The 26,188-nt window shown below is 71.7% G+C and carries 18 protein-coding genes, 2 tRNA genes and 1 riboswitch; of the genes, 16 read left to right on the top strand and 4 right to left on the bottom strand.

What is annotated here, in order from left to right; genetic code table 11:
• Window positions 1-493: 493 nt before the first annotated feature.
• Complete coding sequence (gene ppdK / locus F6X51_RS22665; protein ID WP_150965952.1) at window positions 494-3,187, top strand: pyruvate, phosphate dikinase; 2,694 nt, start codon at window positions 494-496, stop codon at window positions 3,185-3,187.
• Window positions 3,188-3,381: 194 nt separating this feature from the next.
• A complete protein-coding gene (locus F6X51_RS22660) occupies window positions 3,382-3,642 on the top strand; it encodes a hypothetical protein (RefSeq protein WP_150965951.1) in 261 nt (86 codons plus the stop codon).
• Window positions 3,643-3,713: 71 nt separating this feature from the next.
• Here the strand turns inward: F6X51_RS22660 and F6X51_RS22655 are convergent, their stop codons facing one another.
• The 3 genes from F6X51_RS22655 to F6X51_RS22645 all read right to left on the bottom strand — a co-directional run bounded on the left by F6X51_RS22655 (window position 3,714) and on the right by F6X51_RS22645 (window position 9,254).
• Window positions 3,714-5,276: a DUF882 domain-containing protein gene (locus F6X51_RS22655; RefSeq protein WP_150965990.1), complete on the bottom strand. Its 1,563-nt coding sequence runs from the start codon at window positions 5,274-5,276 to the stop codon at window positions 3,714-3,716.
• A 292-nt stretch (window positions 5,277-5,568) separates the two neighbouring features.
• Window positions 5,569-7,650, bottom strand: a complete 2,082-nt coding sequence (locus F6X51_RS22650) for a L,D-transpeptidase family protein (RefSeq protein ID WP_150965950.1) — start codon at window positions 7,648-7,650, stop codon at window positions 5,569-5,571.
• 113 nt (window positions 7,651-7,763) lie between these two features.
• Complete coding sequence (locus F6X51_RS22645) at window positions 7,764-9,254, bottom strand: sigma-54-dependent transcriptional regulator (protein ID WP_150965949.1); 1,491 nt, start codon at window positions 9,252-9,254, stop codon at window positions 7,764-7,766.
• Window positions 9,255-9,601: 347 nt separating this feature from the next.
• On the opposite strand from F6X51_RS22645, the gene F6X51_RS22640 reads away from it, so the two are divergent.
• From F6X51_RS22640 to F6X51_RS22590, 11 genes are all read left to right on the top strand, one after another.
• Entirely contained in the window at window positions 9,602-11,482 is a 1,881-nt protein-coding gene (locus F6X51_RS22640; protein ID WP_150965948.1) for a M3 family oligoendopeptidase, read from the top strand.
• 66 nt (window positions 11,483-11,548) lie between these two features.
• Window positions 11,549-11,773, top strand: coding sequence for an AbrB/MazE/SpoVT family DNA-binding domain-containing protein (locus F6X51_RS22635; RefSeq protein ID WP_150965947.1), 225 nt, complete (start codon window positions 11,549-11,551; stop codon window positions 11,771-11,773).
• Window positions 11,770-12,156, top strand: a complete 387-nt coding sequence (locus F6X51_RS22630) for a type II toxin-antitoxin system death-on-curing family toxin (protein ID WP_150965946.1) — start codon at window positions 11,770-11,772, stop codon at window positions 12,154-12,156. Before F6X51_RS22635 ends, F6X51_RS22630 begins: the two co-directional genes overlap by 4 nt.
• Window positions 12,157-12,306: 150 nt before the next feature.
• A complete protein-coding gene (locus F6X51_RS22625) occupies window positions 12,307-13,668 on the top strand; it encodes an ABC1 kinase family protein (protein ID WP_150965945.1) in 1,362 nt (453 codons plus the stop codon).
• Window positions 13,669-13,920: 252 nt separating this feature from the next.
• The gene (locus F6X51_RS22620; protein ID WP_150965944.1) at window positions 13,921-14,214 is read left to right on the top strand and encodes an aa3-type cytochrome c oxidase subunit IV; all 294 of its coding nucleotides are present in this window, start codon (window positions 13,921-13,923) and stop codon (window positions 14,212-14,214) included.
• A gap of 153 nt (window positions 14,215-14,367) precedes the next feature.
• Window positions 14,368-15,510: a Re/Si-specific NAD(P)(+) transhydrogenase subunit alpha gene (locus F6X51_RS22615; protein WP_150965943.1), complete on the top strand. Its 1,143-nt coding sequence runs from the start codon at window positions 14,368-14,370 to the stop codon at window positions 15,508-15,510.
• A 17-nt stretch (window positions 15,511-15,527) separates the two neighbouring features.
• Window positions 15,528-15,977 (top strand): proton-translocating transhydrogenase family protein, encoded by a 450-nt coding sequence (locus tag F6X51_RS22610; RefSeq protein WP_150965942.1) that lies wholly within the window; start codon window positions 15,528-15,530, stop codon window positions 15,975-15,977.
• Window positions 15,978-15,981: 4 nt separating this feature from the next.
• Window positions 15,982-17,382, top strand: coding sequence for an NAD(P)(+) transhydrogenase (Re/Si-specific) subunit beta (locus F6X51_RS22605; RefSeq protein WP_150965941.1), 1,401 nt, complete (start codon window positions 15,982-15,984; stop codon window positions 17,380-17,382).
• A gap of 199 nt (window positions 17,383-17,581) precedes the next feature.
• Window positions 17,582-19,417, top strand: a complete 1,836-nt coding sequence (gene recJ / locus F6X51_RS22600) for a single-stranded-DNA-specific exonuclease RecJ (RefSeq protein ID WP_150965940.1) — start codon at window positions 17,582-17,584, stop codon at window positions 19,415-19,417.
• A 191-nt stretch (window positions 19,418-19,608) separates the two neighbouring features.
• Window positions 19,609-19,692, top strand: a tRNA-Tyr gene (locus F6X51_RS22595).
• A 119-nt stretch (window positions 19,693-19,811) separates the two neighbouring features.
• A tRNA-Gly gene (locus tag F6X51_RS22590) sits at window positions 19,812-19,885 on the top strand.
• A gap of 139 nt (window positions 19,886-20,024) precedes the next feature.
• Here F6X51_RS22590 and F6X51_RS22585 read toward each other — a convergent pair.
• Window positions 20,025-20,885 (bottom strand): outer membrane protein, encoded by an 861-nt coding sequence (locus F6X51_RS22585; RefSeq protein ID WP_150965939.1) that lies wholly within the window; start codon window positions 20,883-20,885, stop codon window positions 20,025-20,027.
• 420 nt (window positions 20,886-21,305) lie between these two features.
• A riboswitch (glycine riboswitch) is annotated at window positions 21,306-21,413 on the top strand.
• 50 nt (window positions 21,414-21,463) lie between these two features.
• Here F6X51_RS22585 and gcvT point away from each other — a divergent pair.
• The 3 genes from gcvT to gcvP all read left to right on the top strand — a co-directional run bounded on the left by gcvT (window position 21,464) and on the right by gcvP (window position 25,955).
• Window positions 21,464-22,642 carry a glycine cleavage system aminomethyltransferase GcvT gene (gcvT, locus tag F6X51_RS22580; RefSeq protein WP_150965938.1) on the top strand — a complete coding sequence of 393 codons (1,179 nt, stop codon included), beginning with the start codon at window positions 21,464-21,466 and terminating at the stop codon, window positions 22,640-22,642.
• Window positions 22,643-22,670: 28 nt separating this feature from the next.
• Window positions 22,671-23,033 (top strand): glycine cleavage system protein GcvH, encoded by a 363-nt coding sequence (gene gcvH / locus F6X51_RS22575; RefSeq protein WP_150965937.1) that lies wholly within the window; start codon window positions 22,671-22,673, stop codon window positions 23,031-23,033.
• 75 nt (window positions 23,034-23,108) lie between these two features.
• Entirely contained in the window at window positions 23,109-25,955 is a 2,847-nt protein-coding gene (gene gcvP / locus F6X51_RS22570) for an aminomethyl-transferring glycine dehydrogenase (protein WP_150965936.1), read from the top strand.
• The last annotated feature ends 233 nt before the right edge of the window (window positions 25,956-26,188 follow it).

Genomic DNA, 26,188 nt, shown 5'->3' with positions numbered 1-26,188 from the left:
GCCGGGATTTTGCCGCGCGGCGAGAGCCGGCGCCATCCGGAGACACTTCGCGGTCGCAGCAAGGCGCTGACGGCGCCATCGAGCGCCTCCGGGCCCGGCCGATGGCGCGCTTTGGCCGCCCGCCGCCCGCCATCCCAGCGCGGCCAGGACCGACCCGGGCCCGGCACGGGCCCCGAACCGGCCGAACACGTCGCAGGACACGTGACTGGAGCAAGACACCCGGCCTCCAGGCTCGGCGCCGGATCCGGGATCCGTAGTCCGGCGATTGGCCTTGCGCAGATCTCCGCTCTATCTTGGGCCGCGAAGGGCCGCGCTTGCGCCTGCCCACCGCCTTCCCACTGCCGTCGCATCCGGGCGGTGACGGGAGGCGGGCCGTGTCATGGTCCGCGATGTGCGCAGCTGTGCCGTTCATCTTGCATTGCGGAATCAGATGGTCCAACCCGCCGCGATGAGCTCGGGGCTGTCACAAACCTGCAGACTGGACGGAAACGATATGGCGACCGACGGCGCGACGAAGTGGGTTTACTCCTTCGGTGACGGCAAGGCCGAGGGCAAGTCCTCGATGCGCAACCTGCTCGGCGGCAAGGGGGCGAACCTCGCCGAGATGTCGAATCTCGGCCTGCCCGTGCCTCCGGGCTTCACCATCACGACCGAGGTCTGCACCTATTATTACGACCACGGGAAGCAGTACCCGCCGGAGCTGAAGGATCAGGTCGCGGCGGCCCTCGCGCAGGTCGGCGGGCTCGCGGCCAAGACCTTCGGGGATTCCAAGACGCCGCTCCTCGTCTCGGTCCGCTCGGGCGCCCGCGCCTCGATGCCCGGCATGATGGACACCGTGCTCAACCTCGGCCTGAACGACGAGACCGTCGAGGCCCTGGCGGAAGGGGCGGGCGACCCGCGCTTCGCCTACGATTCCTACCGCCGCTTCATCACCATGTACGCGAACGTCGTGCTCGGCGTGGAGCACCACGCCTTCGAGGAGGCGCTCGAGCACTACAAGGAGGGCAAGGGCGTCTCCCTCGACACCGAGCTCGGCGCCGAGGACTGGAAGCAGCTCGTCACCAAGTACAAGGCCATCGTGCGGGCCGAGCACGGCTCGGACTTCCCGCAGGCGCCGGAGGACCAGCTCTGGGGCGCGATCGGCGCCGTGTTCGATTCCTGGATGATCCCGCGCGCCAAGAAGTACCGGGAGCTGAACGGCATCCCGGAGAGCTGGGGCACCGCCGTCAACGTGCAGGCCATGGTGTTCGGCAACATGGGCGACACCTCGGCCACCGGCGTCGCCTTCACCCGCAACCCCTCGACGGGCGAGAGCGCGCTCTACGGCGAGTTCCTGATCAACGCCCAGGGCGAGGACGTGGTGGCGGGCATCCGCACGCCGCAGGACATCACCGAGAAGGCCCGGATCGAGGCGAAGTCCGACAAGCCCTCGATGGAGCGGGCGATGCCCGAGAGCTTCGCCGAGCTGACGCGGATCTACGGCATCCTCGAGACGCATTACCGCGACATGCAGGACATGGAGTTCACCATCGAGAGCGGGAAGCTCTGGATGCTCCAGACCCGCAACGGCAAGCGCACCGCCAAGGCCGCGCTGCGCATCGCGGTCGACCTGACCAACGAGGGCCTGATCACCCACGAGGAGGCGGTCGGCCGCGTCGAGCCGGGCGCCCTCGACCAGCTCCTGCACCCGACCATCGACCCCAAGGCCGAGCGCAAGGTGATCGCCTCGGGGCTGCCCGCCTCGCCGGGCGCGGCCACGGGCGAGATCGTGTTCAATTCCGAGGACGCGGAGGCCGCCAAGAAGGCCGAGCGCAGGTGCATCCTCGTGCGCATCGAGACGAGCCCCGAGGACATCCACGGCATGCACGCCTCGGAGGGCATCCTCACCACCCGCGGCGGCATGACGAGCCACGCGGCGGTGGTGGCCCGCGGCATGGGCAAGCCCTGCGTCTCGGGCGTCGGCTCGATCCGGATCGACTACAAGGCCAAGACCCTCTCGGTCGGGGGCGTCACCCTCAAGGCCGGCGACCGCATCACCATCGACGGCTCCACCGGCCAGGTGCTCCAGGGCGAGGTGACGATGCTCGAGCCCGAGCTGTCGGGCGACTTCGCCACCCTGATGGGCTGGGCCGACAAGGTCCGGACCATGAAGGTGCGGGCCAACGCCGACACCCCGACGGATGCCCGCGCGGCGCGCAACTTCGGCGCCGAGGGGATCGGGCTCTGCCGCACCGAGCACATGTTCTTCGAGGGCGACCGCATCGTGGCGGTGCGCGAGATGATCCTCGCGGACGACGCCGAGGGCCGCCGCGCGGCGCTCGCCAAGATCCTGCCCTACCAGCGTCAGGACTTCGTGGAGCTGTTCACCATCATGTCGGGCCTGCCCGTCACGATCCGCCTGCTCGACCCGCCGCTGCACGAGTTCCTGCCCCACACCGACGCGGAGGTGACCGAGGTCGCCAGGAGCACCGGCGTCTCGGAGGACAAGCTGCGCCGGCGCATGACCGAGCTCAGCGAGTTCAACCCGATGCTGGGCTTCCGCGGCTGCCGCCTCGCGATCGCCTTCCCGGAGATCGCCGAGATGCAGGCCCGCGCGATCTTCGAGGCCGCCGTCCAGGCCGCCGAGGAGACCGGCGCGCCCGTCACCCCCGAGGTGATGGTGCCCCTCGTCTTCACCCGGGCCGAGTTCGACATCGTCAAGGCCCGCATCGACGCCATGGCGAAGGCCGTCTCCGAGGAGAAGGGCGCCCCCCTCGATTATCAGGTCGGCACCATGATCGAGCTGCCCCGCGCCGCCCTGAAGGCCGGGGAGATCGCCGAGACGGCGGAGTTCTTCTCCTTCGGCACCAACGACCTGACCCAGACCGCGCTCGGCATCTCGCGCGACGACGCGGCCACCTTCCTGGGGCCCTACACCCAGAAGGGGATCCTGGCCGCCGACCCGTTCGTGACCATCGACCAGGAGGGCGTCGGCGAGCTCGTGCGCATCGGCGTCGAGCGCGGCCGCAAGACCCGGCCGGACCTCAAGCTCGGCATCTGCGGCGAGCACGGGGGCGACCCGGCCTCGATCGGCTTCTGTCAGGAGGTCGGCCTCGACTACGTCTCCTGCTCGCCCTACCGGGTGCCGATCGCGCGCCTCGCCGCTGCCCAGGCGGCCCTGCAGGCGACGGCCGGCCAGGCGGAGTGAGGGCGCCCGGGCCCGGCACCCGCGGCCGGCAGGCTTAACCCCCCGTCAACCGCGCGAGACAAATGCCTGCGGGAAATTTCCCGCAGGCCGTCGAACCCATGTCGGGCCGGCACGTTAGCTGCTAGTGGCGGACCGGCGCGCGTGGGCGTTCTCCGGGTCCGTCCGGGCGTCAGTCACGTGCGGGAACGACGGCCATGAACGACCCGAGCCCGACCCCCCTGTATGTTGGTGAGAGCCCCGTCGCCGTCCCGATTCCGCGGGCGGTCGAGCGGGCCTATCTGTGGTGCGTCGCCGGCCTCGGCGGCGTCGCCACGGCCGCGCTGCTGATCGTCGCGGTGGCGACCCAGAGCAACGCCGAGGCCGAGCGCATCGCCGCCGGCCAGGCGAACGGGGCCGGCTACCTCGAAACCCTGGTCTCGGCCCTCGCGACGGGGCAGGGCCGCAAGCCCTTCTGAGGGCGGGACCCGCATCCGATCGGCCGCCGCCGGGCGAGCCCGGCTCCGGGCGAGCCCGGCCGCGGGCCGGCTCAGCGCTGGCCGGGCACGGGCCGCAGGGCCGATCCGCTGAAGCGGGCGGCGGCGAGCTCGTCGCCGGGGCTCTGGCGGGAGAAGCGCGTCGCGACCGCGCCGGCCGGCTCCGCCACCAGGGCGTCCGGCGCCGCCTCCGGCCGGGCCCGCGCGAGCGCCACGTGGACCGGCGCGGCGCGGCTCGCCGGGGCAGCGCCGCCGGTGGCCGCCACGGCGTCGAACAGGGCGCGCAGCTGAGCCTTCGGGGCGGCATCGGCCGGGATCAGAACGGTCGCCTTCGGGGCCGGGGCGGGCGCCGGCCTGGCCTCGGGCTCCGGCGCAGCGACCACGCTCACATTCGCCACGCTCACATTCGCCATGCCGATGCCGCCGAGACCGGCGAGCTGGACCGGGCGCGGGGGCGGCAGCGGCATGGTGAGGGCCGCCGCGACGGCGGCGAACTCGGCCGGGCGGCGCGGGGGCAGCGGCGCGGCGACCGCGGCGAGGATGCCGGCCGCGCTCTCCTTGCCCGCGTCCTTGCCCGCGTCCTTGCCGGAGTCTTTGCCAGCATCCTTGCCCGCGGCCTGCGGCGTCTCGGCGGTGAGCAGGCTCTGGGCGTCGCGCCCGTCCCGGCGCAGCAGCGATCCGCGCAGGGCCTCGCTGGCCGCGGGCGCCGTGTAGGCGAGGGCGCGCTGCGTGCCCGTCGTGTCCTCCGGATCGGCGCTGGCGACGGCGACGACGGGCTTCGCCCGGGCGCGGGCCGGGGCCGCGGCGTCCGGCGCCTCGCTGGCGCCGCCGCCGCCGAAGAGGCCGGCGAAGAAGCTCTTGATGCTCGGGCCGTCATCCTCGTCGGCCTGCGCGACCTGGGTCACGCCGAGCACGGTGCCGCCGCGCGACAGGATCTCGGCGCGGGCCTCCTCGTAGCGGGGGAGGGGGTGGTTGTCGGTGGGCAGGTGCACCGTCTTGCCGTCGGGGAAGAGGCGGGCCAGCTGGTCGTGGGTCATGCGCGGCCAGGAGCGGACCGAGCCGACGTCGAGATGGACGAAGGGCGAGCCCGCCCGCGGGTACCAGCCGACGCCGCCGCGCTGCATCCGCATGCCGACCGCCCGGATCTGGTCGATCGAGACGTCGGGCAGGTAGAAATCCATGGCCTTGCCGAGCATGTGCTGGCTGTACTCGGCCACCGCCTTCGAGCGGCGGCGCAGCATCGCGTTGGTGCCGGGCGAGCGATAGGCCGAGACGACGTGGATCGCCTCGCCGGAGCCGGTCTGCCGGTAGGCCTCCCACACGGTGTCGAACAGGCGCGGGTCCATCTTGGTCGGCTCGTCGACGCGCCAGTCGCGCAGGAGCCAGTTCAGCTGCTCCAGGGCCGCCCGGTCGTAGCGCCCGTCGCGCTTGAACGTGACCGTGAGGCTTTCCTTGGAGTGGGTGTGGAAGATCGAGAGCGTGCGGGTGTCGCCGTTGGCGACGGCATCCTGGGTGCCGCTGGTGCCGGCGATCAGCGCCAGGGCGACGGCCGGGACGGCGAGGCCGAGGCGGCGGGCGGTGCGGGGTCGAAGGCGGTCGCGGAGGAGGACGCGCAGGTGGGATGCGGCCCTGGACGGCCCGTCTCGCAGCAGCCTACGCACGATGGTCTCACCCTCTGCCAGAGCCCGCGCCGGGCGCGGGGGTCATGGTGAACGCAAGGTTGCCGAAAACCGTAAATGCCCGGTTATCGGGTCCTCGGGCTGAACACCGCCGCGCGCTAACGGCTAAGGCGCAACCGTGGCGAAATCTTGCCCGCAAGAGCGCGGCCGCACACGCGCGTCCGACACCGTTCACGGGCTCGCCAGCGCCGGGTGGAAATCGGGTGTGGATGCCGATCGCGGGGTGGGGCTACCACCAGCCCCGGCTGACCGGGGCGGGCCGCGGCGTCCACAGGCCGGGCTCGCCGAACTCGACCGGGGCGCCCTCCGCCGAGGCCCGCGCCGTGGCCCGGCGCGGGGCGCGCTGGACGACGGGCTTCGGCGCCCGGGGCGCCTCCGCGACCTTGCGCTTCGGCTCGTCCGGCCCGCGCACCATGGCGGGGGCGCCGCCGGGCAGGCCGAGGGCCGTGCGCATCCGGGCATCGTAGCCGTAGAGGTCGGGCAGCGTGCGGTAGCCGCCGCCGTCGTCCAGATAGGCCGTGAAGTAGGCGAGGTGGACCGGCAGCTTCTCGGGCAGGCGGATCGAGCGCTCGCCCTTGCCGATCAGCTTCTTCAGCCGCTCGCTCGACCACGCGTCGGGCAGGACCGCGTCGGCGAAGCGGAACGGGTCGTCGACGCGCACGCAGCCGTGGCTCATCGCCCGGTGGCCCGCCGAGAACAGCGCGCGGTTCGGCGTGTCGTGCAGGTAGACCGCGTGGTTGTTCGGGAACATGAACTTGATGAAGCCGAGCGCGTTGCGCTCGCCCGGGGGCTGGCGCACCGAGATCGCGTTGCCGTGCCGGACCACCTGGTAGCCGCGCCGCGCCGCGTAGTTCGGGTCGCGGGCGAGCCCGGGCAGGAACTCGTTCTTGAGGATCGAGGGCGGCACGTTCCAGGACGGGTTGACCACCGCGTATTCCATCGCCCCCGAGAAGATCGGCGTCGGGGATTCGGTCTTGCCGACGATGACCCGGGCCTCGTCCCGCAGGCTGCCGTCGCGGACGACGCGCAGGCGGAATTCCGGGATGTTCACCATGACGTAGTCGCGCCCGAGATCGGACGGCAGCCAGCGCCAGCGCTCCATGTTGACGAGGAGGGTCGGCTCGTCGCCGCTCACGGGGCCCCGCGCCGGGGGCGTCGCCAGGGCCACGACGGTCTGGACCGTGAGCATGCCGTTGGCCGGCAGGCCGCGGCTGCGCTGGAAATCCGTGATCGCGGCGGCCACGGCCGCGTCGTAATCCTCGGGCTCGCCGGGGCCGGCATCGAGGGTGCCGCCCGCGCGGGTCTCGAGACCGAAGCGGGCCCGGATCAGCGGCACGCGCGCATCCCGCATCCCGAGCTTCAGGACCGGGCCGCCGGGCAGCCGCACCACGGGCGTGGCGGCGGGCGTGCGGTCGCGCAGGGCCGCGAGGCGCTGCTTCAGGGCCCGGTAGCCGGCCTCCTGCGGATTGTAGCGCTGCAGCAGGTCGCCCGCGCCGGCACCGCCCGTCGCGATCGCGCCGAGCACCGCGTCCGGCGCCGGCAGGTCGAGGGCCGGGGTGATCAGGCGGGACAGGTTGGCGAGGCTGATGCGGCCGCCCCGGGCGTCGCGGGCGTAGAGCGCGACGGCGGCCGAGAGCTTCAGGTCGGCCTCCGCGATCTCGGCCTCGGTGTCGGGCCGGCTCAGCACGCCGAGCACGGGCACCGGGTAGGCGTTCGGGTCGAGCCCGTCCTCGCCGGCCTTGGCGAGGCGCGCGGCGGCGGACCGCGCGGCCGGGGTGAAGCGGCCGTCGACGACCCAGACCGGCCTGAAGGCGCCGAGGGCGTAGAAGGCCTGGATCGCCTCGCGCTCCCGGGTGGTCAGGCGCGGCAGGAGGGGCGTGGCGGCGGCGAGCCGGGTCGCCACGGCGGCCGCCTGCGGGTCGCTTGGCACCGGGGGCGGGGCGGGGGCCTCCGCGACCGGCGCCGGGTCGAGGCCCGGGGCCGAGGCGGCGGGGCCGGAGGCAGGCGCGGACCCGCCCTGCGGCGCCGGCTGAGGCGCCTCGGCGGCGGGCGCCGGAGCCGGTTCGCCGGAGCGCGCAGCCCCGGGCTTCGCCGCCTCGGTGTCCGGCGCGGCGGCCTTGGGATCGGCGGGCTCGGGGGTCTCGGTCTCGGGCGCGAGGGGGGCGGCGGGTTCCACGGCGGCCCGCTGCAGGGACGCCGCTGCGCCGGGCGCCGGGCCTGCGCCGGATTGCGCGCGCGCGAGGCTCGCATGGGCGACGGACCCGGCGAGGAGGGCGGCCAGTGCGACGGTGGCGGAGCGCGAGACGCCCATGTGTGTCTCTCCCGGGAACGGCCTCAGGCGGGCCAACCCGTTCGTATGATTATCATCTCAAGCGCGGCCGTGTGCAATCGCACGCCGGCCGCACGCCGCCGCGATTCCGGACCTCAGGCCGCGGCGTCGGACTTCTCGTCCCCTTCGAGACCGAGGTCCTTGAGCTTGCGGTACAGGGTGGATCGGCCGATTCCGAGGCGGCGCGAGACCTCGGACATCCGGCCGCGGTAGAATTGCAGCGCGAAGCGGATGATCTCGGCCTCGAGGGCATCCATCGGCTTCATCTCGCCGGTATCCTCCACCACGAGGGACATGGCGTGCGGGTCGCGCACCTCGACCCGGACGATCTCGCGCACCGGCTCGGGGGCGCCGGCGGGCAGGATCGGCTGGCTCGGGGCCGGGGGGATGCGCACGTCGAAGCCCTCGACCTGGGCGGCGATCTGCGGGAATTCCGCGACCGTCAGCTCGTCCCCGTCCGCCAGCACCACCGCCCGGAACAGGGCGTTCTCGAGCTGGCGCACGTTGCCGGGCCAGCCGTAGCGGGTCAGCAGCGCCATCGCCTCCGGGGTGATCGAGCGGACGCGCTTGCCCTCCTCCGCGGCGAAGCGCGCGCAGAAGGAGCGCACGAGGTCCGGGATGTCCTCCCGCCGCGCCCGCAGGGGGGGCAGCGTCATCGGGAAGACGTTGAGGCGGTAATAGAGGTCCTCGCGGAAGCGGCCCTGCTTGACGAGGTCGAGGAGCGAGCGGTTCGTGGCCGAGACGAGGCGGATGTCGACGCGCACGCTGCGCTTGGCGCCGACCGGATCGACCTCGCCCTCCTGCAGGGCGCGCAGCAGCTTCACCTGCGCGTCGAGGGGCAGCTCGCCGATCTCGTCGAGGAAGAGCGTGCCGCCCGAGGCCTCGACGAACTTGCCGACATGCCGCTCGGTGGCCCCCGTGAAGGCCCCCTTCTCGTGGCCGAACAGGGTCGATTCGACGAGGTTGTCGGGGATCGCCCCGCAATTGACGGTGACGAACGACTTGCCCCGGCGCTCGCCCGAGCCCTGGATCGCGCGGGCCAGCACCTCCTTGCCGACCCCCGACTCGCCCTCGATCAGGACCGGGATGTTCGATTTCGCGGCGCGCTCGGCGAGGCGGATCACCCGGTCCATGTCGGGGCTGCGCGAGGCGAGGTCCTTGAAGGTGAGGGAGCCGGAGGCGCGCCGGCGCATGCGCCGCACCTCCTCCTCCAGCTGGTCGACCTTGAGGGCGTTCTTGATCGAGACCTGCAGGCGCTCGGCGCCGGCGGGCTTCACCACGAAATCCACGGCGCCGGCCCGCATCGCGGTCACCACCGTGTCGATCGAGCCGTTCGAGGTCTGGACGATGACGGGGGTGTCGAGGCCGGCCTTGCGCATCTCGGCGAGCACCCCGAGCCCGTCGAGGCCGCCCGGCATCACGAGGTCGAGGAGCACCACGTCGACCGCGTCGCCCGCCCGCAGGGCCGCGAGCCCGTCCACGCCGTTCTCCGCGACCTTCGCGTCGAAGCCGAAGCGGCGCACCATCGCCTCGGTGAGGCGGCGCTGCACGGGATCGTCGTCGACGATGAGGACCGTTGTCGACATGGTGGCGTCCCTTGCTCTAGCCGCTCGGCCGAACCCGCGCGCCCCGCGCCGGGGCGCGGGCCCGCATCGGCGGCCGAGGGCTGTTTCGTTTCGAGCCGCAGGGTCGCGCAAGAGCGTAAAGTCCCGCTTAACGACGATCCGAGTTTTTCCGCGGGTCCGCGAGCGTACCGGGCGCGGCGCCAGGTGCGGCGCCAGGTGCGACGCCATGTGCGACGCCATGACGGCGGTGCGGGGCGCCGGGCCGCGGCCGCGGACGCGGCGGCTCCGGTTGATCGCGGCGCCATTGCGCCGATATCTCTCCCCGGGCGGGGCGTCGGCGTCCCGCATTCCAGGAGATCGAGAACACCATGTCGAGCCGTGCCGTCGCGCCTGTCCTGATGCCCGAACCGTCGCGCAGCGCGGATGGGAGCCACGCCGCCAAGGCCGCGGCCCGCGCGGTCGACCTCGGGGCGCTACCCGAATGGGACCTGAGCGACCTCTATTCCGGCCTCGACGCACCCGGTTTCCGCGCCGACCTTGAGCGCGCCGAGGCCGATTGCCGGTCCTTCGCGGGGCGCTACGCCGGCCGCGTCGCGGAGATCGCGGGCGGGCCCGACGCCTCGGCGGCGCTGGCGGAGGCGGTGCGCGCCTACGAGGGCATCGAGGAGCTGCTCGGCAAGCTGATGTCCTATGCGGGCCTCGTCTACTCGGGCGACACCACGGACGAGCGCCGGGCCAAGTTCTACGGCGACACCCGCGAGCGCCTGACGAACGCCTCGGGCGACCTCCTGTTCTTCGCCCTCGAGCTGAACCGGATCGCGGACGCGGTGATGGATGCCGCGATGGCCTCCGGGCCCCTCGCGCACTACGCCCCCTGGCTCGAGGACCTGCGCCGGGAGAAGCCGTTCCAGCTCGAGGACCGGATCGAGAAGCTGTTCCTCGAGAAATCCGTCACCGCCAACGCCGCCTGGGACCGGCTCTTCAACGAGACCATCGCGTCGCTGCGCTTCACGGTCGGGGGCGAGTCGCTGACGCTCGAGCCGACCCTCAACAAGCTGCAGGACCCCGACGGCGCCGTCCGCCAGGAGGCCGCGGGCGCCCTCAGCGCGGTGTTCCGGGCGAACCTCCGGATCTTCACGCTGATCACCAACACCCTCGCCAAGGACAAGGAGATCTCCGACCGCTGGCGCGGCTTCAAGGACGTGGCGGATGCCCGCCACCTCGCCAACCGCGTCGAGCCGGAGGTGGTCGCCGCCCTCGTCGAGGCCGTGCAGGCGGCCTATCCGCGCCTGTCGCACCGCTACTACAGGCTCAAGGCCAAGTGGTTCGGCGTCGAGGCCCTGCCATACTGGGACCGCAACGCGCCCCTGCCGCGGGTGGAGCAGCGCACGATCCCCTGGACCGAGGCGCGCGACACCGTGCTCGACGCCTACGGGGCCTTCTCGCCCCGGATGGCGAGCATCGCCCGGGACTTCTTCGACCGGCGCTGGATCGACGCGCCGACCCGCCCCGGCAAGGCGCCGGGGGCCTTCGCGCACCCGACCGTGCCCTCCGTCCACCCCTACGTGCTGGTCAATTACCAGGGCAAGCCGCGGGACGTGATGACCCTGGCGCACGAGCTCGGCCACGGGGTGCACCAGGTGCTCGCGGGCCCGAACGGCGCCCTGATGGCGCCCACGCCCCTGACGCTCGCCGAGACCGCCAGCGTCTTCGGCGAGATGCTGACCTTCCGGCGCCTGCTCGCCAACACCCGCGACACCACCCAGCGCCGGGCCATGCTGGCCGCCAAGGTCGAGGACATGATCAACACGGTGGTGCGCCAGATCGCGTTCTACGCCTTCGAGCGCAAGGTCCACCTCGCCCGCCAGCAGGGGGAGCTCACCGCCGAGCAGATCAACGCCCTCTGGATCTCGGTCCAGGCCGAGTCCCTCGGGCCGGCCATCACCCTGGATGCGGGCTACGAGCCCTTCTGGGCCTACATCCCGCACTTCATCCACTCGCCCTTCTACGTCTACGCCTACGCCTTCGGCGACTGCCTCGTGAACTCCCTCTACGGGGTCTACGCCAAGGCGGAGGGCGGCTTCGTCGAGCGCTACTTCGCGCTCCTCTCGGCGGGCGGCTCGAAGCCCTACGGCGAACTCCTCGAGCCCTTCGGGCTCGACGCCAGCGACCCCGGCTTCTGGCAGATCGGCCTCGGCATGATCGAGGGCATGATCGCCGAGCTCGAGGCCATGGAGGCGCAGGGCTGAGGCGGGGCCTGGACGCGCCCCCGCGGGGTGTTATACGATCCGTACAACATCCCGCGGGGGCGCCCCATGAAGCTCGAAGTCAAGAAGATCGGCAACTCGACCGGGCTGATCCTGCCGCGGGAGCTGCTCGGCGTCCTGAACCTCGCGCAGGGAGACTGGCTCTACGTGACGGAGAATGCCGACGGCTCCGTGCGCCTCTCGCCGTATGACCCGACCTTCGAGACGGGCATGAGGATCGCCGAGAAGGCGATGAAGACCTACCGGAACGCTCTCGCCGAACTCGCCAAATGAGCGAGGTCGTCTGGCTGACCAGCGACCTCGTCCAGGCCATCCATGCCCATCAGCTCAAGCAGTTCGGCGGACCGCCGGGCCTGCGGGATGCGGGTGCGCTGGAATCGGCCCTCGGCCGCCCGGTCAACCGCCTGGCCTACGGCGAGGCCGACCTCGCGGAGCTGGCTGCGGCCTACGCCTTCGGGATCGCCAGGAACCACCCCTTCGTCGACGGGAACAAGCGCGCCGCGCTGCTCGCGCTCGTGACCTTCCTGGGCCTCAACGGCATCGACTTCGTCGCCGACGAGGCCGAGGCGGTGGTGATGATCCTCGGCCTCGCGGCGGGCGAGATCGACGAGGGCGGCCTCACCCGCTGGATCCGCGACAACGCGCCGGCGGCCTGAGGCGGGGCGCGACGCAGGGACCCAGCGCCCTGGCGCCCGGGCGAAGGCGGCTTATCTCCCGGTCGGACCCACCACCGATCCGCCCGACCGCCTTCCCGGCGCCCCCATTTCCCCGCGAGCCCCTCCCCGCGACAGCCCAGCAGAGCCCCGATGGCCGAGACCGACCCCGAAGCCAACCGCTTCTCCGCCCGCGCGAGCCGCTACGCCCGCGTCGGCGCCAATGTCGGCGGGGTCGCGGCCCGGATGGCGGGGGCGCGCCTGTTCGGCAAGGAGGGCACCACCAACGCCGCCGCCCTGGCGCAGGCGCTGGGCGGCCTCAAGGGGCCGATCATGAAGGTGGCGCAGCTCCTCGCCACCGTGCCGGACCTGCTGCCCCCCGAATACGCGGCCGAGCTGCAGAAGCTCCAGGCCGACGCCCCCCCGATGGGGGCGGCCTTCGTCAAGCGCCGGATGATGGCCGAGCTCGGGGCCGACTGGCAGGGCCGCTTCGGCAGCTTCGAGCTGAGGCCCGCCGCCGCCGCCTCCCTGGGCCAGGTCCACCGGGCCACCGCCCGCGACGGGACGCTGCTCGCCTGCAAGCTGCAATATCCGGACATGCAATCGGCCGTCGAGGCCGACCTGAAGCAGCTCGAGGTCGCCTTCGCGCTGCACCGGCGCATGAATTCCTGGCTCGACACCCGCGAGATCGCCAAGGAGATCGGCGCCCGGGTCCGCGAGGAGCTCGATTACGTCCGGGAGGCCAAGCACGCCGACCTCTACGGCGCCGTGCTCCGGGACATCGACGCCGTGCGGGTGCCGGCGGTCCACCACGACCTCTCGACGAAGCGGCTCCTCAGCCTCGGCTGGCTCGAGGGCGAGCGCATCCTCGGCTTCGCCGAGGCCCCGGTCGAGATCCGCAACCGCATCGCCCAGGCGATGTTCAAGGCGTGGTGGCACCCGTTCAGCCGCGCCGCCGTCATCCACGGCGACCCGCATCTCGGCAATTACACGGTGTTCTCGGAGGGCGGCGAGGCGCGGGGGATCAACCTCCTGGATTACGGCTGCGTGCGCATCTTCCATCCCCGCTTCGTCGGCGGCGTCGTCGATCTCTACCGGGGCCTCCTCACCGGCGACGAGCCCCGCATCGTCCACGCCTACGAGGTCTGGGGCTTCAAGAACCTCAACCGCGAGCTGATCGACATCCTCAACATCTGGGCCCGCTTCATCTATGGGCCGCTCCTCGAGGACCGCACCCGCACGGTGGCGGACGGGGTCAAGCCCGGCGAGTACGGCCGGCGCCAGGCCTTCGAGGTGCACCAGGCGCTCAAGGCGCGCGGCCCCGTGACGGTGCCGCAGGAATTCGTCTTCATGGACCGGGCCGCGGTCGGCCTCGGCGCCGTGTTCCTGCACCTGCGATCGGAGCTGAACTACCACCGGCTGTTCGAGGCCGAGATCGAGAGCTTCTCCCTCGAGGCCCTCGCGGAGCGCCAGGGCGAGGCGCTGGCCCAGGTCGGCCTTGCGCGGCCGCGATGACGGCCTTGCGCGGCCGCGATGAGGCGCGGGCGCGCGGCTCCGGCGCGCTCACCCCCCCCGAAAGTCTGAGACGGGGTGCGAAAACCCCCGATCCGCCGCCCGCAAGGGCAGGAATCCGCTGGACAAGCGCTCTGGTATACCAGAAACTCCGCCCCAACAGATCGTCGGTCCGCCTGCTGATTGCGAGCCGCCAAGGCTTGCGCTAAATCCGCTCGGGATCAAGCAAGACGACGTCAAGGGAACGAGCGCGCGATGGCTGATACGAAGACCGTGTCCGGGGTGAGCTACAGCCCGGCAATGGACGCACAGACGCACGAGCAGACCTATCGCGGCTTCGTTCGGTTCGTGGAGATCGCCACCGGCGTCGTGATCTGCTGGGTCCTGGCCCTGGCGGTGGGCGGCATCCGCGAGGCGTGGCTGACGGCGATCCTCGGCGTGGTGCTGTCGAGCGTGGCCGGCGCCGTCGGCGCCTTCGCCCCCGCCATCGGCTGGAAGGCGCCGTTCGTGGTCGCCGTCCTGCTCGCCCTCTACCTGGCCTTCGCCTGACCGGGACGCCGCCCTCGTCTTCGCTATCGTGAAGGTCAGGGGCGGCTTTACGTTACATTTGAAGCGTTTCCATCAGATCAACCGGGCCACCCGCCTCGAAAAGCCGCGTCGAATCGCGCAGTCGTAGGCGGTCCATCGAAGGGGAATTCCTGAATGCGCATCGCTGTGCTGTCGGAGGCGGATCCCGCGGAGCCGCGGGTCGCGGCGGTGCCGGAGACGGTGAAGAAGTTCAAGGCCCTCGGGGCCGACGTCGTGGTGCAGGCGGGCGCGGGCCTCAAGGCCGGCGTGCCGGACGCCGAGTACGAGGCCGCCGGCGCCAGCATCGTGCCGAGCGCCGAGGCCGCGGCCGGCGAGGCCGACCTCGTCCTCAAGGTGCGCCGGCCCGGCGCCGAGGAGCTCCCGGCCTTCAAGAAGGGCGCCGTGGTCGTGGCGATCATGGATCCCTACGGCCGCGAGGCGGAGCTGAAGGCGATCGCCGAGGCCGGCATCAGCGCCTTCGCGATGGAGCTGATGCCCCGCATCACCCGCGCCCAGGTCATGGACGTGCTCTCCTCCCAGGCCAACCTCGCGGGCTACCGCGCGGTGGTGGACGGCGCCGCCGAGTACGGCCGCGCCATGCCCATGATGATGACCGCCGCCGGCACCGTGCCGGCCGCGCGCGTCTTCGTGATGGGCGTCGGCGTCGCCGGGCTGCAGGCCATCGCCACCGCCCGCCGCATGGGCGCGGTGGTCACCGCCACCGATGTCCGCCCCGCCACCAAGGAGCAGGTCGAATCCCTCGGCGCAAAGTTCGTGGCGGTGGAGGACGACGAGTTCAAGCAGGCTGAGACCGCCGGCGGCTACGCCAAGGAGATGTCGGCGGAGTACCAGAAGAAGCAGTCCGAGCTGGTGGCGACCCACATCGCCAAGCAGGACATCGTCATCACGACGGCGCTGATCCCGGGCCGCCCGGCCCCGAAGCTCGTCTCCGAGGACATGGTGGCGGCGATGAAGCCCGGCTCCGTCCTGATCGACCTCGCGGTGGAGCGCGGCGGCAACGTCGCGGGCGCCAAGGCCGGCGAGGTCGTCACCACCGACAAGGGCGTGAAGATCGTCGGGCACCTCAACGTGCCGGGACGCCTCGCCGCCACCGCGTCGAGCCTCTACGCGCGCAACCTCTTCGCCTTCGTCGAGACCCTGATCGACAAGGAGGCGAAGACGCTCGCGATCAAGTGGGACGACGAACTCGTCAAGGCCACGAACCTCACCCGAGACGGTGATGTCGTGCACGCCTCCTTCCAGCCCAAAGCAGCCTGATCCCGCCGGAGACACCGATGGCAACCCTCCCTCCCGATCAGGCGGTCGACCAGACCCGCGTGCTCGCCGACACCGCCCGCGCCGCAGCCGAGGCGGCCCGCCGCGCCGCCGACCAGGCGGCCTCCATCGCCGACGGCCTCGGCCACGGCGTCAGCGCCGTGACCCACGGCGCCGTCGACCCCACCGTGTTCCAGCTCGCGATCTTCGTGCTGGCGATCCTCGTCGGCTATTACGTGGTCTGGTCGGTGACGCCGGCGCTGCACACGCCGCTGATGTCGGTCACGAACGCGATCTCCTCGGTGATCATCGTCGGGGCGATCCTCGCCGCCGGCGTCCCCTATCTCGAGCACGGCACCGGCTGGGCCCGCGTCTTCGGCTTCGTCGGCATCATCCTCGCCAGCGTGAACATCTTCGGCGGGTTCCTCGTGACGCAGCGCATGCTCGGCATGTACAAGAAGAAGGCCTGAGACGATGTCCCAGAACGTCTCCGCCCTCCTCTACATCGTCGCCGGCGTCCTGTTCATCATGGCGCTGCGGGGGCTCTCGCACCCCACGACCTCGCGGCAGGGCAACCTGTACGGCATGATCGGCATGGGCCTCGCCGTGCTGACCACCCTCGTCGGCCACCCGCCGGCGGGCGTCGGCGCCTGGGCGCTGATCATCCTCGGCCTCGGCATCGGCGGCGGCGCCGGCGCGGTGATCGCCAAGCGCGTGCCCATGACGGCGATGCCGCAGCTCGTCGCGGCCTTCCACTCCCTCGTCGGCCTCGCGGCGGTCGCGGGCGCGGCGGCCACCCTCTACGCCCCGCAGGCGGTGGGCATCCTCGAGAACGGCCACATCCACAAGGAGTCGCTGTTCGAGATGGCGCTCGGCGTCGCCATCGGCGCCATCACCTTCACGGGCTCGGTCATTGCCTTCGCCAAGCTCGACGGGCGCATGTCCGGCAAGCCGATCATGCTGCCGCAGCGGCACGCCATCAACATCGCGCTCGCCATCGCCCTGGTGGCGCTGATCGCGATCTTCATCGGCACCGAGAGCAAGGTCATCTTCTGGCTGATCGTGCTCCTGTCCTTCGCGCTCGGCGGGCTCCTCATCATCCCGATCGGCGGCGCCGACATGCCCGTCGTCGTCTCGATGCTGAACTCCTACTCGGGCTGGGCCGCGGCCGGCATCGGCTTCACCCTGGGCAACCTCGCGCTGATCATCACGGGCGCGCTGGTCGGCTCCTCGGGCGCGATCCTGTCCTACATCATGTGCCACGCGATGAACCGGTCGTTCATCTCGGTCATCCTCGGCGGCTTCGGCGGCGACGCCGCGGCGGCCGGCGGCGAGGGCCAGGTCGAGACGCGCCCGGTCAAGCAGGGCTCGGCGGACGACGCCGCCTACATCATGAAGAACGCCGAGCGCGTGATCATCGTCCCCGGCTACGGCATGGCGGTGGCGCAGGCGCAGCACTCGCTGCGCGAGATGGCGGACCTGCTGAAGAAGGAGGGCGTCGACGTGAAATACGCCATCCACCCCGTCGCGGGCCGCATGCCCGGGCACATGAACGTGCTCCTGGCCGAGGCCAACGTGCCCTACGACGAGGTCTTCGAGCTCGAGGACATCAACGGCGAGTTCCCGCAGGCGGACGTGGCCTTCGTGATCGGCGCCAACGACGTCACCAACCCGGCCGCCAAGACCGACAAGGCCTCGCCGATCTACGGCATGCCGATCCTCGACGTGGAGCGGGCCAAGACCGTGCTGTTCATCAAGCGCGGCATGGGCTCGGGCTATGCCGGCGTCGAGAACGAGGTGTTCTTCCGCGACAACACCATGATGCTGTTCGGCGACGCCAAGAAGGTCGTCGACTCGATCCTCAAGAACCTCTGATCCCGGGCGTCCGGACCGGCACGGGGCGCGGGGCGGGCGGCGACGCCCGCCCCGCTTCGCGTTCCGGCGGCCCGGGATGCGTAGCCCGGCGGGCCGGCACGCGCCGCGCGGTGGGCCGGGACACGCGGTCCCGCGGCACCGGCGCGTCGCCTCCCCGGGTGTCTCATCCGGGCGGCAGCATCCCGGGCCCGATCCGGCTATGATCCGTCCCGTGTCAGCCGCATCCGCCTTGCCCGATCCCCCCGCGCCGCGCGCCTTCCTGGACGTCACCGCCTCGGTGCTGGGGCGGCCCTGGCGCGACCGCTGCGCCGGGACCGCCGAGCAGGCCCACGCGGCGACCATGACCCAGGCCTACGGCCTGCCGGACCTCCTGGCGCGCGTGCTCGCCGGCCGGGGCGTCCTGCCGGGGGCGGCCGAGGCGCATCTGCGCCCGCGCCTGCGCGACCTGATGCCGGACCCCGATTGCCTGCTCGACATGGAGGCGGCGGTGGACCGCCTCGCCCTGGCGGTGCGCCGGGGCGAATCCGTCGCGGTCTTCGGCGATTACGACGTGGACGGGGCGGCGAGCGCCGCCCTGCTCGCCGGCTACCTGCGGGGCCTCGGCGTCCCGGCCCGCATCCACATCCCGGACCGCATCACCGAGGGCTACGGCCCGAACGCCGCCGCCATGCGCAGCCTCGCGGGGGAGGGGGCGAGCCTGCTGGTGACGGTCGATTGCGGCACCGCCGGCCACGAGCCCCTGGCGCTCGCCGGGTCGCTCGGCCTCGACGTGATCGTGCTCGACCATCACGGCGCGCCGGAGCTGCTGCCCCCGGCCCGGGCGGTGGTGAACCCGAACCGCCTCGACGACCTCTCGGGCCTCGGCCATCTCTGCGCGGCGGGCGTCGTCTTCCTCACCCTGGTGGCCCTCAACCGGCGCCTGCGCCGGGACGGCGTGTTCGGGGCGGGCCGGCCGGAGCCCGCCCTCCCGGACGCCCTCGACCTCGTGGCGCTGGCGACCGTCGCCGACGTGGTGCCCCTCGTCGGCCTCAACCGCGCCTTCGTGGTGCAGGGGCTGACCGTGATGCGCGCCCGGGGCCGGCGCGGCCTCGCCGCCCTCCTGGACGCCGCCTCCCTGGAGGAGCCCCCGGAGGCCTGGCACCTCGGCTACCTCCTCGGGCCCCGCATCAACGCGGGCGGGCGCATCGGCGACGCCTCCCTGGGGGCGCGCCTCCTCACCACGGACGATCCGATCGAGGCGGCCCGCATCGCGGCCGAGCTCGACCGGCTGAACCGGGAGCGGCAGGCGATCGAGGCCGAGGCGGTGGCGGCGGCCGAAGCCGAGATGGACCACGCCCTCGGCCTCGACCCGGAGCGGCCGGTGCTGGTGGCGGCCTCCCCCGACTGGCATCCCGGCATCGTCGGGCTGATCGCGGCGCGCCTCAAGGAGCGCTTCGGCCGCCCGGCCTTCGCCTTCGCGCTGCGCCCGGACGGCACGGCGGTCGGCTCCGGCCGCTCCATCCTCGGCGCCGATCTCGGGCTCGCCGTGCGCGCCGGCGTCGCGGCGGGCCTCGCCCTCAAGGGCGGCGGCCACGCCATGGCGGCGGGCGCCACGATCCGGGCCCCCGACCTCGCCCGCTTCCAGGCCCACCTGCGCCAGACCCTGGCGGCGTCCGTCCACGACGCCCGGTCGGTGGCGGCGCTCCTCCTCGACGGCACCGTCAGCGCCGGCGGCGCCACCGCCGAGATGGTGCGGCTGCTCCAGCGGGCCGGTCCCTTCGGGCAGGGGGCGCCGGAGCCCGTCTTCGCCCTGCCGCGCCACCGCATCGTCGACGTCGCCCCCGTGGGCAACGGCCATGTCCGGGCCCGCCTGCGCAGCCTCGACGGCCAGGCGATCGGCGCCATCGCGTTCCGGTCGGCGCAAGGGCCCCTCGGCCAGGCGCTGCTCAACGGGATCGGCCGGGACTTCCACGTCGCCGGAACCCTCGCCTGCGACCGCTGGCGCGGCGCCGAGCGCGCCCAGGTCCGGATCTGCGATCTCGCGGCGAGCGCCTGACCCGGCGGCCGGCTCCGGCCGGGCGATCCCGCACGCACGGGTCCGCGCCCAAGGTCCGCGCCCAAGGTTCGCGCCCAAGGTTCGTTCCCGCGCAAGGGTCCGACCCGGCGCGTATCGCGCGCACGCCCGGTTGACACCCGCCTCACCCCTCACCATAAGGGCCTCGCACGCGGCCCGATGGGCCGCAGTGTGGGGGAATGTCCCGAGCGGCAAAGGGGGCGGACTGTAAATCCGCTGCGTAAGCTTCGTAGGTTCGAGTCCTACTTCCCCCACCAAACATCGTTCATGATTTGTTCCATGTCCGAGGCGGCCCGACGGGTCGCCTTTTTGTTTGCGCCGAGGGCCGCGGCGGCGCCTTCTCAAGCCGGCTGAGCCGTGCTATCCCGCCGCTTGCGCGGGTGTAGCTCAATGGTAGAGCAGCAGCCTTCCAAGCTGAATACCCGGGTTCGATTCCCGGTACCCGCTCCACTCGCCTCCTCGCTGCGATCTGCCCGGCCCGCCGTGGCCGGCGCCCCGGGCCCCGGACGGACGAAGGGGCGGACCCCTTCCGGATGCCCGCCCCCCGCGTCGCTTCGATGATCGGAAAATCCCGATCCGGATCAGAGGCTTAGAAGGCGCTGAACTTGTAGTTCAGGCCGGCCCGGACGATGCTGCCCTCGGTCCGGAAGCGCGCCGTGTAGGACCCGGTGCCTACGCCCGGCACCGCCGCTACCAGCACGTTGCGGCTGCCGAGGTCGTAGTGCAGGTACTCGGCCTTGAGCGTCACGGCCTCGGACTTGATGCCGAGCAGCGAGCCGATGGCGAAGCGGTTCAGGAAGCTGTCGGTGGGGATCGCCCACTCGACGCCGCCGCCGTAGGAAAAGCCGGTCGAGAGATCGTCGTAGCGGCCGGCGAACTGCAGGGCATTGCCCGGGGTGTAGAAGTTCACGTCGTAGAAGACGTTGCCGTAAGCGAAGCCCCCGAGGCCGTAGACCATGAACCGGTCGAAGGCGTAGCCGACCTTGCCGTTAACGGTGCCGAGCCAGTCGAGGCTCTGACGGTAGGAGGCCGGGTTCGGCACGACGCTGCCGGCGAGGGGGGCGCCGAGGACGAAGCGGCTCTTGGTGACATCGGTCCAGGTCCAGTCGGCCGCGAAGCCGACGACGAAGCCGGAGCCCGGCGTGAACTGGTAGTTGTAGCCGAAGCCGCCGCCGATATTGGCGATTGCATCGGTCGTGGTGAGGACGGCGGGGACCCGGCGCCCGGCCGCGACGTTGCCGGCGGTCACGGCGGTGTTGCCGACGGTCGTGATGCGCTGACGGTCCGTGAAGGTGTAGGCCGAATGCAGGCCGGCGTAGAAGCCGGTCCAGGTGAAGACCGGGATCGGCGTGAAGACCGGGGGGGGCTCGCGGCGCGGCAGGTCGGCGGCGTGGGCGGAGCCCGCGATGAGGGCCGTGGCGGCACTCGCGAGAAGAAGCTTCTTGATCATGTGTCTGCTGTCCCGAAGGCCGGAGGTTGATGCGGCCAAGTTTAGGGACTCGCGAGAGGGCGCCCTATGCCCGCGCGGCCACACATGCGTCGGAAAAGCGTGGCGTCTCGTCAGTTTCCGATCTTTTCTCATCAGACCGTGAGCGGAAGAGGGTCGTGAGCGCGGTTTCGCACCGGCGCTTCGGCGACGCTCGGGCCATCGTCGATGGCCCCGCCGCGCATGCGGCCTAACACATGAGCGCGAGCGTCGGCCTTCCGAAGGTCGGCCCGCCTTGCCTAACGCATCGCAGCATGACAGGCTGACCGCGTTCGAAACGACGATACGGGAGAGCCCAGGCCGCGCAGATCAAGCCGATCAGTTCGAGCCATGGCGCCGACGGAGCAACCACCCCCGGAAACTCTCAGGCACAATCACCGTTTCGTTGGACAATCTGGAGAGAGGCGCCGCACGGCGTCCACCGAAGGAGAAATCCCAATCTGCGCAAGCGGTTGGGAGAAGCTCTCAGGTAACCGCGACAGATGGGGGCAAGGCATGGCTCACCCGAGCTTTGTCGATGCTGGCTGTCGTGGAGAACCCAGATGCACGAAGATGCTGTCGAGCCCGTCGCTCCGGCTGCCCCCCCCGTCCCGAGATCGATCGAGCCTGAGCGGACGCCGCTGCACGCGACGCATCTGGCGCTGGGTGCCCGGATGGTGCCCTTCGCAGGGTACGCGATGCCGCTCCAGTACCCGGCCGGGCTGCTCAAGGAGCATCTGTACACCCGGGCGGCGGCCGGGCTGTTCGACGTCTCCCATATGGGGCAGATCGCCCTCCGGGCCGACGACCCGGCGGAGATCGCGCGCGCCCTCGAGGCGCTGATTCCCGCCGATCTCCTCGGCCTCGCGCCGGGCCGCCAGCGCTACGGGCTGTTCACCGACGCGTCCGGCGGCATCCTCGATGATCTCATGGTCGCCCGCCTGGGCGACCGGTTCGTTCTCGTCGTCAACGCGGCCCGCAAGGCGGCGGACGAGGCCCATCTGCGCGCCCACCTGCCCGCCTCGATCCAGATCGAGGTGCTGCCCCGTGCCCTGATCGCCCTGCAGGGCCCGAAGGCGGAGGCAGCTCTGGCCCCCCTCGCCCCCGAGGTCGCGGCGATGCGCTTCATGGATGCGCGCGAGGTCGCGGTCGGCGGCGTTCCGGCCATCGTCACCCGGTCCGGCTATACCGGCGAGGACGGGTTCGAGATCTCGCTTCCGGCCGATGCCGCGGCGGGGATCGCGGAGGCCTTCCTCGCGAGCCCGGAAGTTCTGCCCATCGGCCTCGGTGCCCGCGATTCGCTGCGCCTCGAAGCAGGCATGTGCCTGCACGGCTCGGACATCGGTCCCAGCACGTCCCCGGTCGAGGCGGCCTTGAGCTGGGCGATCTCTCCGGCGCGTCGGGGCTCCGGCGCCCGGGCGGGAGGTTTTCCGGGCGCAGCCCGTATCCTCTCGGAACTCGATGCCGGCCCGGCCCGGCTGCGCGTCGGCCTGCGGCCCGAAACCCGCGTGCCGGTCCGGCCGGGCGCTCCGCTCTTCGCGGGCGCGGACGACGACCTGCCCGTCGGGACCGTCACGTCGGGCGGGTTCGGGCCGAGCGTCCAGGCACCGGTCGCCATGGGCTATCTGCCGAGGGCGCTCTCGGACGCCGGCCGGCAGGTCTTCGCCGAGGTGCGCGGACAGCGTCTCCCGCTCGTCGTCACCCGCCTTCCCTTCGTTCCGGCCGGCTTCAAGCGCGGCTGATCCCGATCGATCCCTGAGGAGCAGAACCATGCTGAGATTCACCGACGAGCACGAGTGGCTGAAGCTTGAGGGCGACATCGCCACGGTCGGCATCACCACCCACGCGGCCGAGCAGCTCGGCGACCTCGTCTTCATCGAGCTCCCGAAGGTCGGGGCCGCGCTCAAGAAGGGCGAGGCGGCGGCCGTCGTGGAATCCGTCAAGGCGGCGTCCGACGTCTACGCGCCGGTCTCCGGCGAGGTCACCGAGGTCAACCCCGCCGCCGTCGACGATCCGGCGACCGTCGGCAGCGACCCGCAGGGCGCGGGCTGGCTCTACAGGATCCGCCTCTCGGACCCCGGCGCCATGGACGGCCTGATGGACGAGGCAGCCTACGCGGCCTTCGCCAAATAGGACGCCATTCCGAAGGGCCTCTCACGGAACGAAGCCCCTCGCCGCATCAACCGCAACGTCGAGCCGGAATCTCCCATGAGCGCTGACAGGTACGACCCCTACGACTTCGCCAATCGCCGCCACATCGGCCCGACGCATGCGGAGATCGCCGAGATGCTCGCCCTGGTCGGAGCGCCCGATCTCCAGGCGCTCATCGACGAGACCCTGCCGTCGGACATCCGCCAGGAGGAGCGGCTCGATTTCGGCCGGGCCCTCACGGAACGGCGGGTGATCGAGCACATGCGCGCGACGGCCGACAAGAATCGGCTCCTCGTCTCGCTGATCGGACAGGGCTACCACGGCACCACGATGCCGCCGGCGATCCAGCGCAACATCTTCGAGAACCCGGCCTGGTACACGGCCTACTCGCCCTACCAGCCGGAGATCAGCCAGGGGCGGCTGGAAGCGCTCCTGAACTTCCAGACGCTCGTCTGCGACCTGACCGGGCTCGATGTCGCCAACGCCTCGCTCCTCGACGAGGCGACCGCGGCGGCCGAGGCGATGGGCGTGGCGCGACGCGTCGCGACCGCGAAGGCCGATGCCTTCTTCGTCGACGCGCAATGCCTGCCCCAGACCATCGCGGTGCTGAAGACCCGCGCCGCGCCGCTCGGCTGGCAGGTCATCGTGGGCGATCCCTTCACGGACCTCGATCCGCGGGCGGTGTTCGGCGCGCTGTTCCAATACCCGGGCGTCTGCGGCGCGATCCATGACTTCTCCGGCCCGATCGCGGCCCTGCACGAGGCCGGAGCCATCGCGGCCGTCGCGGCCGACCCGCTCGCCCTCGCGCTGCTGAAGCCGCCCGGCGAGATGGGGGCCGACATCGCGGTCGGCTCGATGCAGCGCTACGGCGTGCCCGTGGGCTATGGCGGCCCGCACGCCGCCTACATGGCCACCCGCGATGCGCATAAGCGCTCGCTGCCCGGCCGCATCGTCGGCGTCTCGTTGGATGCCCAGGGCAACCGGGCCTACCGCCTCGCCCTGCAGACCCGCGAGCAGCATATCCGCCGCGAGAAGGCGACCTCGAACATCTGCACCTCGCAGGTGCTGCTCGCGGTCATCGCCTCGATGTATGCCGTCTATCACGGCCCGCGCGGGCTCAAGGCCATCGCCGAGCGGGTGCATCGCGATGCCGTGCGCCTCGCCGAGGGCTTGCGGCAGATCGGCTTCCGGGTCGAGCCGGCGCATTTCTTCGACACGATCACGGTCGATGTCGGGCCGTTCCAGGGTCTGATCCTGAGGAACGCGGTCGAGAACGGCGTCAACCTCCGGACGGTCGGCTCCGACCGGATCGGCATCACGGTGGACGAGCGGACGCGGCCCGACATCATCCAGGCGGTCTGGCGTGCCTTCGGCGGCGAGCATCTGCGCTACGACGAGGGCTGGCCGGATCCGCGGCTGCCCCAGGATCTCGTGCGGACCTCCGAGTACCTGTCGCACCCAATCTTCCACATGAACCGGGCCGAGAGCGAGATGACGCGCTACATGCGCCGCCTCGCCGACCGCGACCTCGCGCTCGACCGGGCGATGATCCCGCTCGGCTCCTGCACGATGAAGCTCAACGCCACCGTCGAGATGCTGCCGGTCTCCTGGCCGGAATTCGCGGAGATCCATCCCTTTGTCCCCGCCGATCAGGCGGCCGGCTATCGCGAATTGATCGACGACCTCTCGGCCAAGCTCTGCGCGGTCACCGGCTACGACGCCATCTCGATGCAGCCGAACTCGGGCGCCCAGGGCGAGTATGCCGGGCTGCTGGCGATCCGAAGCTACCATCTCGCCCGAGGCGAGGGGCACCGGACCATCTGCCTGATCCCGTCCTCGGCGCACGGCACCAATCCGGCCTCGGCCCAGATGTGCGGCATGAACGTCGTGGTGGTCGGGGCGGACCGGCACGGCAACATCGACCTCGACGATTTCCGCGCCAAGGCCGAGCAGCACGGGCCGAACCTCGCCGCCTGCATGATCACCTACCCGTCGACCCACGGCGTGTTCGAGGTGCGTGTGCGGGAAATCTGCGACATCGTCCACGCCCACGGCGGCCAGGTCTATCTCGACGGGGCGAACCTGAACGCCCTCGTCGGGCTCGCACGACCCGGCGACATCGGCGCCGACGTCAGCCACCTCAACCTGCACAAGACATTCTGCATCCCGCATGGGGGCGGGGGGCCCGGCATGGGGCCGATCGGCGTCAAGGCGCATCTGATCCCGCATCTGCCCGGCCATCCGGAAACGGGCGGGGAGGGAGCGGTCTCGGCAGCGCCCTTCGGCTCGGCCTCGATCCTGCCGATCTCGTGGAGCTACTGCCTGCTCATGGGCGGGCGCGGGCTGACGCAGGCGACCCGGATCGCGATCCTCAACGCGAACTACATCGCCAAGCGCCTGGAGCCGGCCTTCCCCGTCCTCTACGCGGGCAAGAACGGGCGCGTCGCCCATGAGTGCATCATCGACGTGCGGCCCTACCAGAAGAGCGCCGGGATCAGCGTCGACGACATCGCCAAGCGCCTGATCGATTGCGGATTCCATCCGCCGACCATGAGCTGGCCGGTGGCCGGCACCCTGATGATCGAGCCGACCGAATCCGAGACCAAGGCCGAGATCGATCGGTTCTGCGATGCCATGCTGGCGATCCGCGAGGAGATCCGGGCGATCGAGGAGGGCCGCTCGGACCGCCAGAACAACCCGCTGAAGAACGCTCCCCACACGGTTCAGGACCTGATCGGCGCGTGGGAGCGCCCCTACTCGCGCGAGGCCGCCTGCTTCCCGGCCGGCACACTCGGGATCGACAAGTACTGGCCGCCGGTGAACCGGGTCGACAACGCCTACGGCGACCGCAACCTGATGTGCAGCTGTCCGCCGCCGGAGGATTACGTCAAGGCTGCCGAGTGACGGAACCCGAGGGGCGGCGCGCGGGGCCGCGAGGCTGCGTGAAACCTGCCCCTTGATCAAAGGACGGCGACCCTCTAAGCGGTCCGCGCCTTTCGCCCGGCTCGACGACTTGAGGGCGACCGTTCAGGTCCGCGCCACCGCGGGCCTTGCCGCAGGAAAGAGACGATGGCCAAAGAGAAGTTTTCGCGCACGAAGCCGCACTGCAACATTGGAACGATCGGCCACGTTGACCA

It is taken from the genome of Methylobacterium planeticum (assembly GCF_008806345.1).
GTDB lineage: Bacteria > Pseudomonadota > Alphaproteobacteria > Rhizobiales > Beijerinckiaceae > Methylobacterium > Methylobacterium planeticum.
The sequence above is the reverse complement of the archived record's forward strand: the minus strand, read 5'-3'. Positions and strand labels throughout refer to the sequence as shown.

Bases quoted from the DNA above. Each gene is read 5' to 3' on its own strand.
- F6X51_RS22605 (WP_150965941.1), top strand. From the start codon at position 15,982: ATGTCCCAGAACGTCTCCGCCCTCCTCTACATCGTCGCCGGCGTCCTG.
- F6X51_RS22660 (WP_150965951.1), top strand. From the start codon at position 3,382: ATGAACGACCCGAGCCCGACCCCCCTGTATGTTGGTGAGAGCCCCGTC.
- F6X51_RS22620 (WP_150965944.1), top strand. From the start codon at position 13,921: ATGGCTGATACGAAGACCGTGTCCGGGGTGAGCTACAGCCCGGCAATG.
- ppdK (WP_150965952.1), top strand. From the start codon at position 494: ATGGCGACCGACGGCGCGACGAAGTGGGTTTACTCCTTCGGTGACGGC.
- F6X51_RS22615 (WP_150965943.1), top strand. From the start codon at position 14,368: ATGCGCATCGCTGTGCTGTCGGAGGCGGATCCCGCGGAGCCGCGGGTC.
- F6X51_RS22650 (WP_150965950.1), bottom strand. From the start codon at position 7,650: ATGGGCGTCTCGCGCTCCGCCACCGTCGCACTGGCCGCCCTCCTCGCC.
- F6X51_RS22630 (WP_150965946.1), top strand. From the start codon at position 11,770: ATGAGCGAGGTCGTCTGGCTGACCAGCGACCTCGTCCAGGCCATCCAT.
- gcvH (WP_150965937.1), top strand. From the start codon at position 22,671: ATGCTGAGATTCACCGACGAGCACGAGTGGCTGAAGCTTGAGGGCGAC.
- F6X51_RS22640 (WP_150965948.1), top strand. From the start codon at position 9,602: ATGTCGAGCCGTGCCGTCGCGCCTGTCCTGATGCCCGAACCGTCGCGC.
- recJ (WP_150965940.1), top strand. From the start codon at position 17,582: ATGATCCGTCCCGTGTCAGCCGCATCCGCCTTGCCCGATCCCCCCGCG.
- gcvP (WP_150965936.1), top strand. From the start codon at position 23,109: ATGAGCGCTGACAGGTACGACCCCTACGACTTCGCCAATCGCCGCCAC.
- F6X51_RS22585 (WP_150965939.1), bottom strand. From the start codon at position 20,885: ATGATCAAGAAGCTTCTTCTCGCGAGTGCCGCCACGGCCCTCATCGCG.
- gcvT (WP_150965938.1), top strand. From the start codon at position 21,464: ATGCACGAAGATGCTGTCGAGCCCGTCGCTCCGGCTGCCCCCCCCGTC.
- F6X51_RS22610 (WP_150965942.1), top strand. From the start codon at position 15,528: ATGGCAACCCTCCCTCCCGATCAGGCGGTCGACCAGACCCGCGTGCTC.
- F6X51_RS22635 (WP_150965947.1), top strand. From the start codon at position 11,549: ATGAAGCTCGAAGTCAAGAAGATCGGCAACTCGACCGGGCTGATCCTG.
- F6X51_RS22645 (WP_150965949.1), bottom strand. From the start codon at position 9,254: ATGTCGACAACGGTCCTCATCGTCGACGACGATCCCGTGCAGCGCCGC.
- F6X51_RS22625 (WP_150965945.1), top strand. From the start codon at position 12,307: ATGGCCGAGACCGACCCCGAAGCCAACCGCTTCTCCGCCCGCGCGAGC.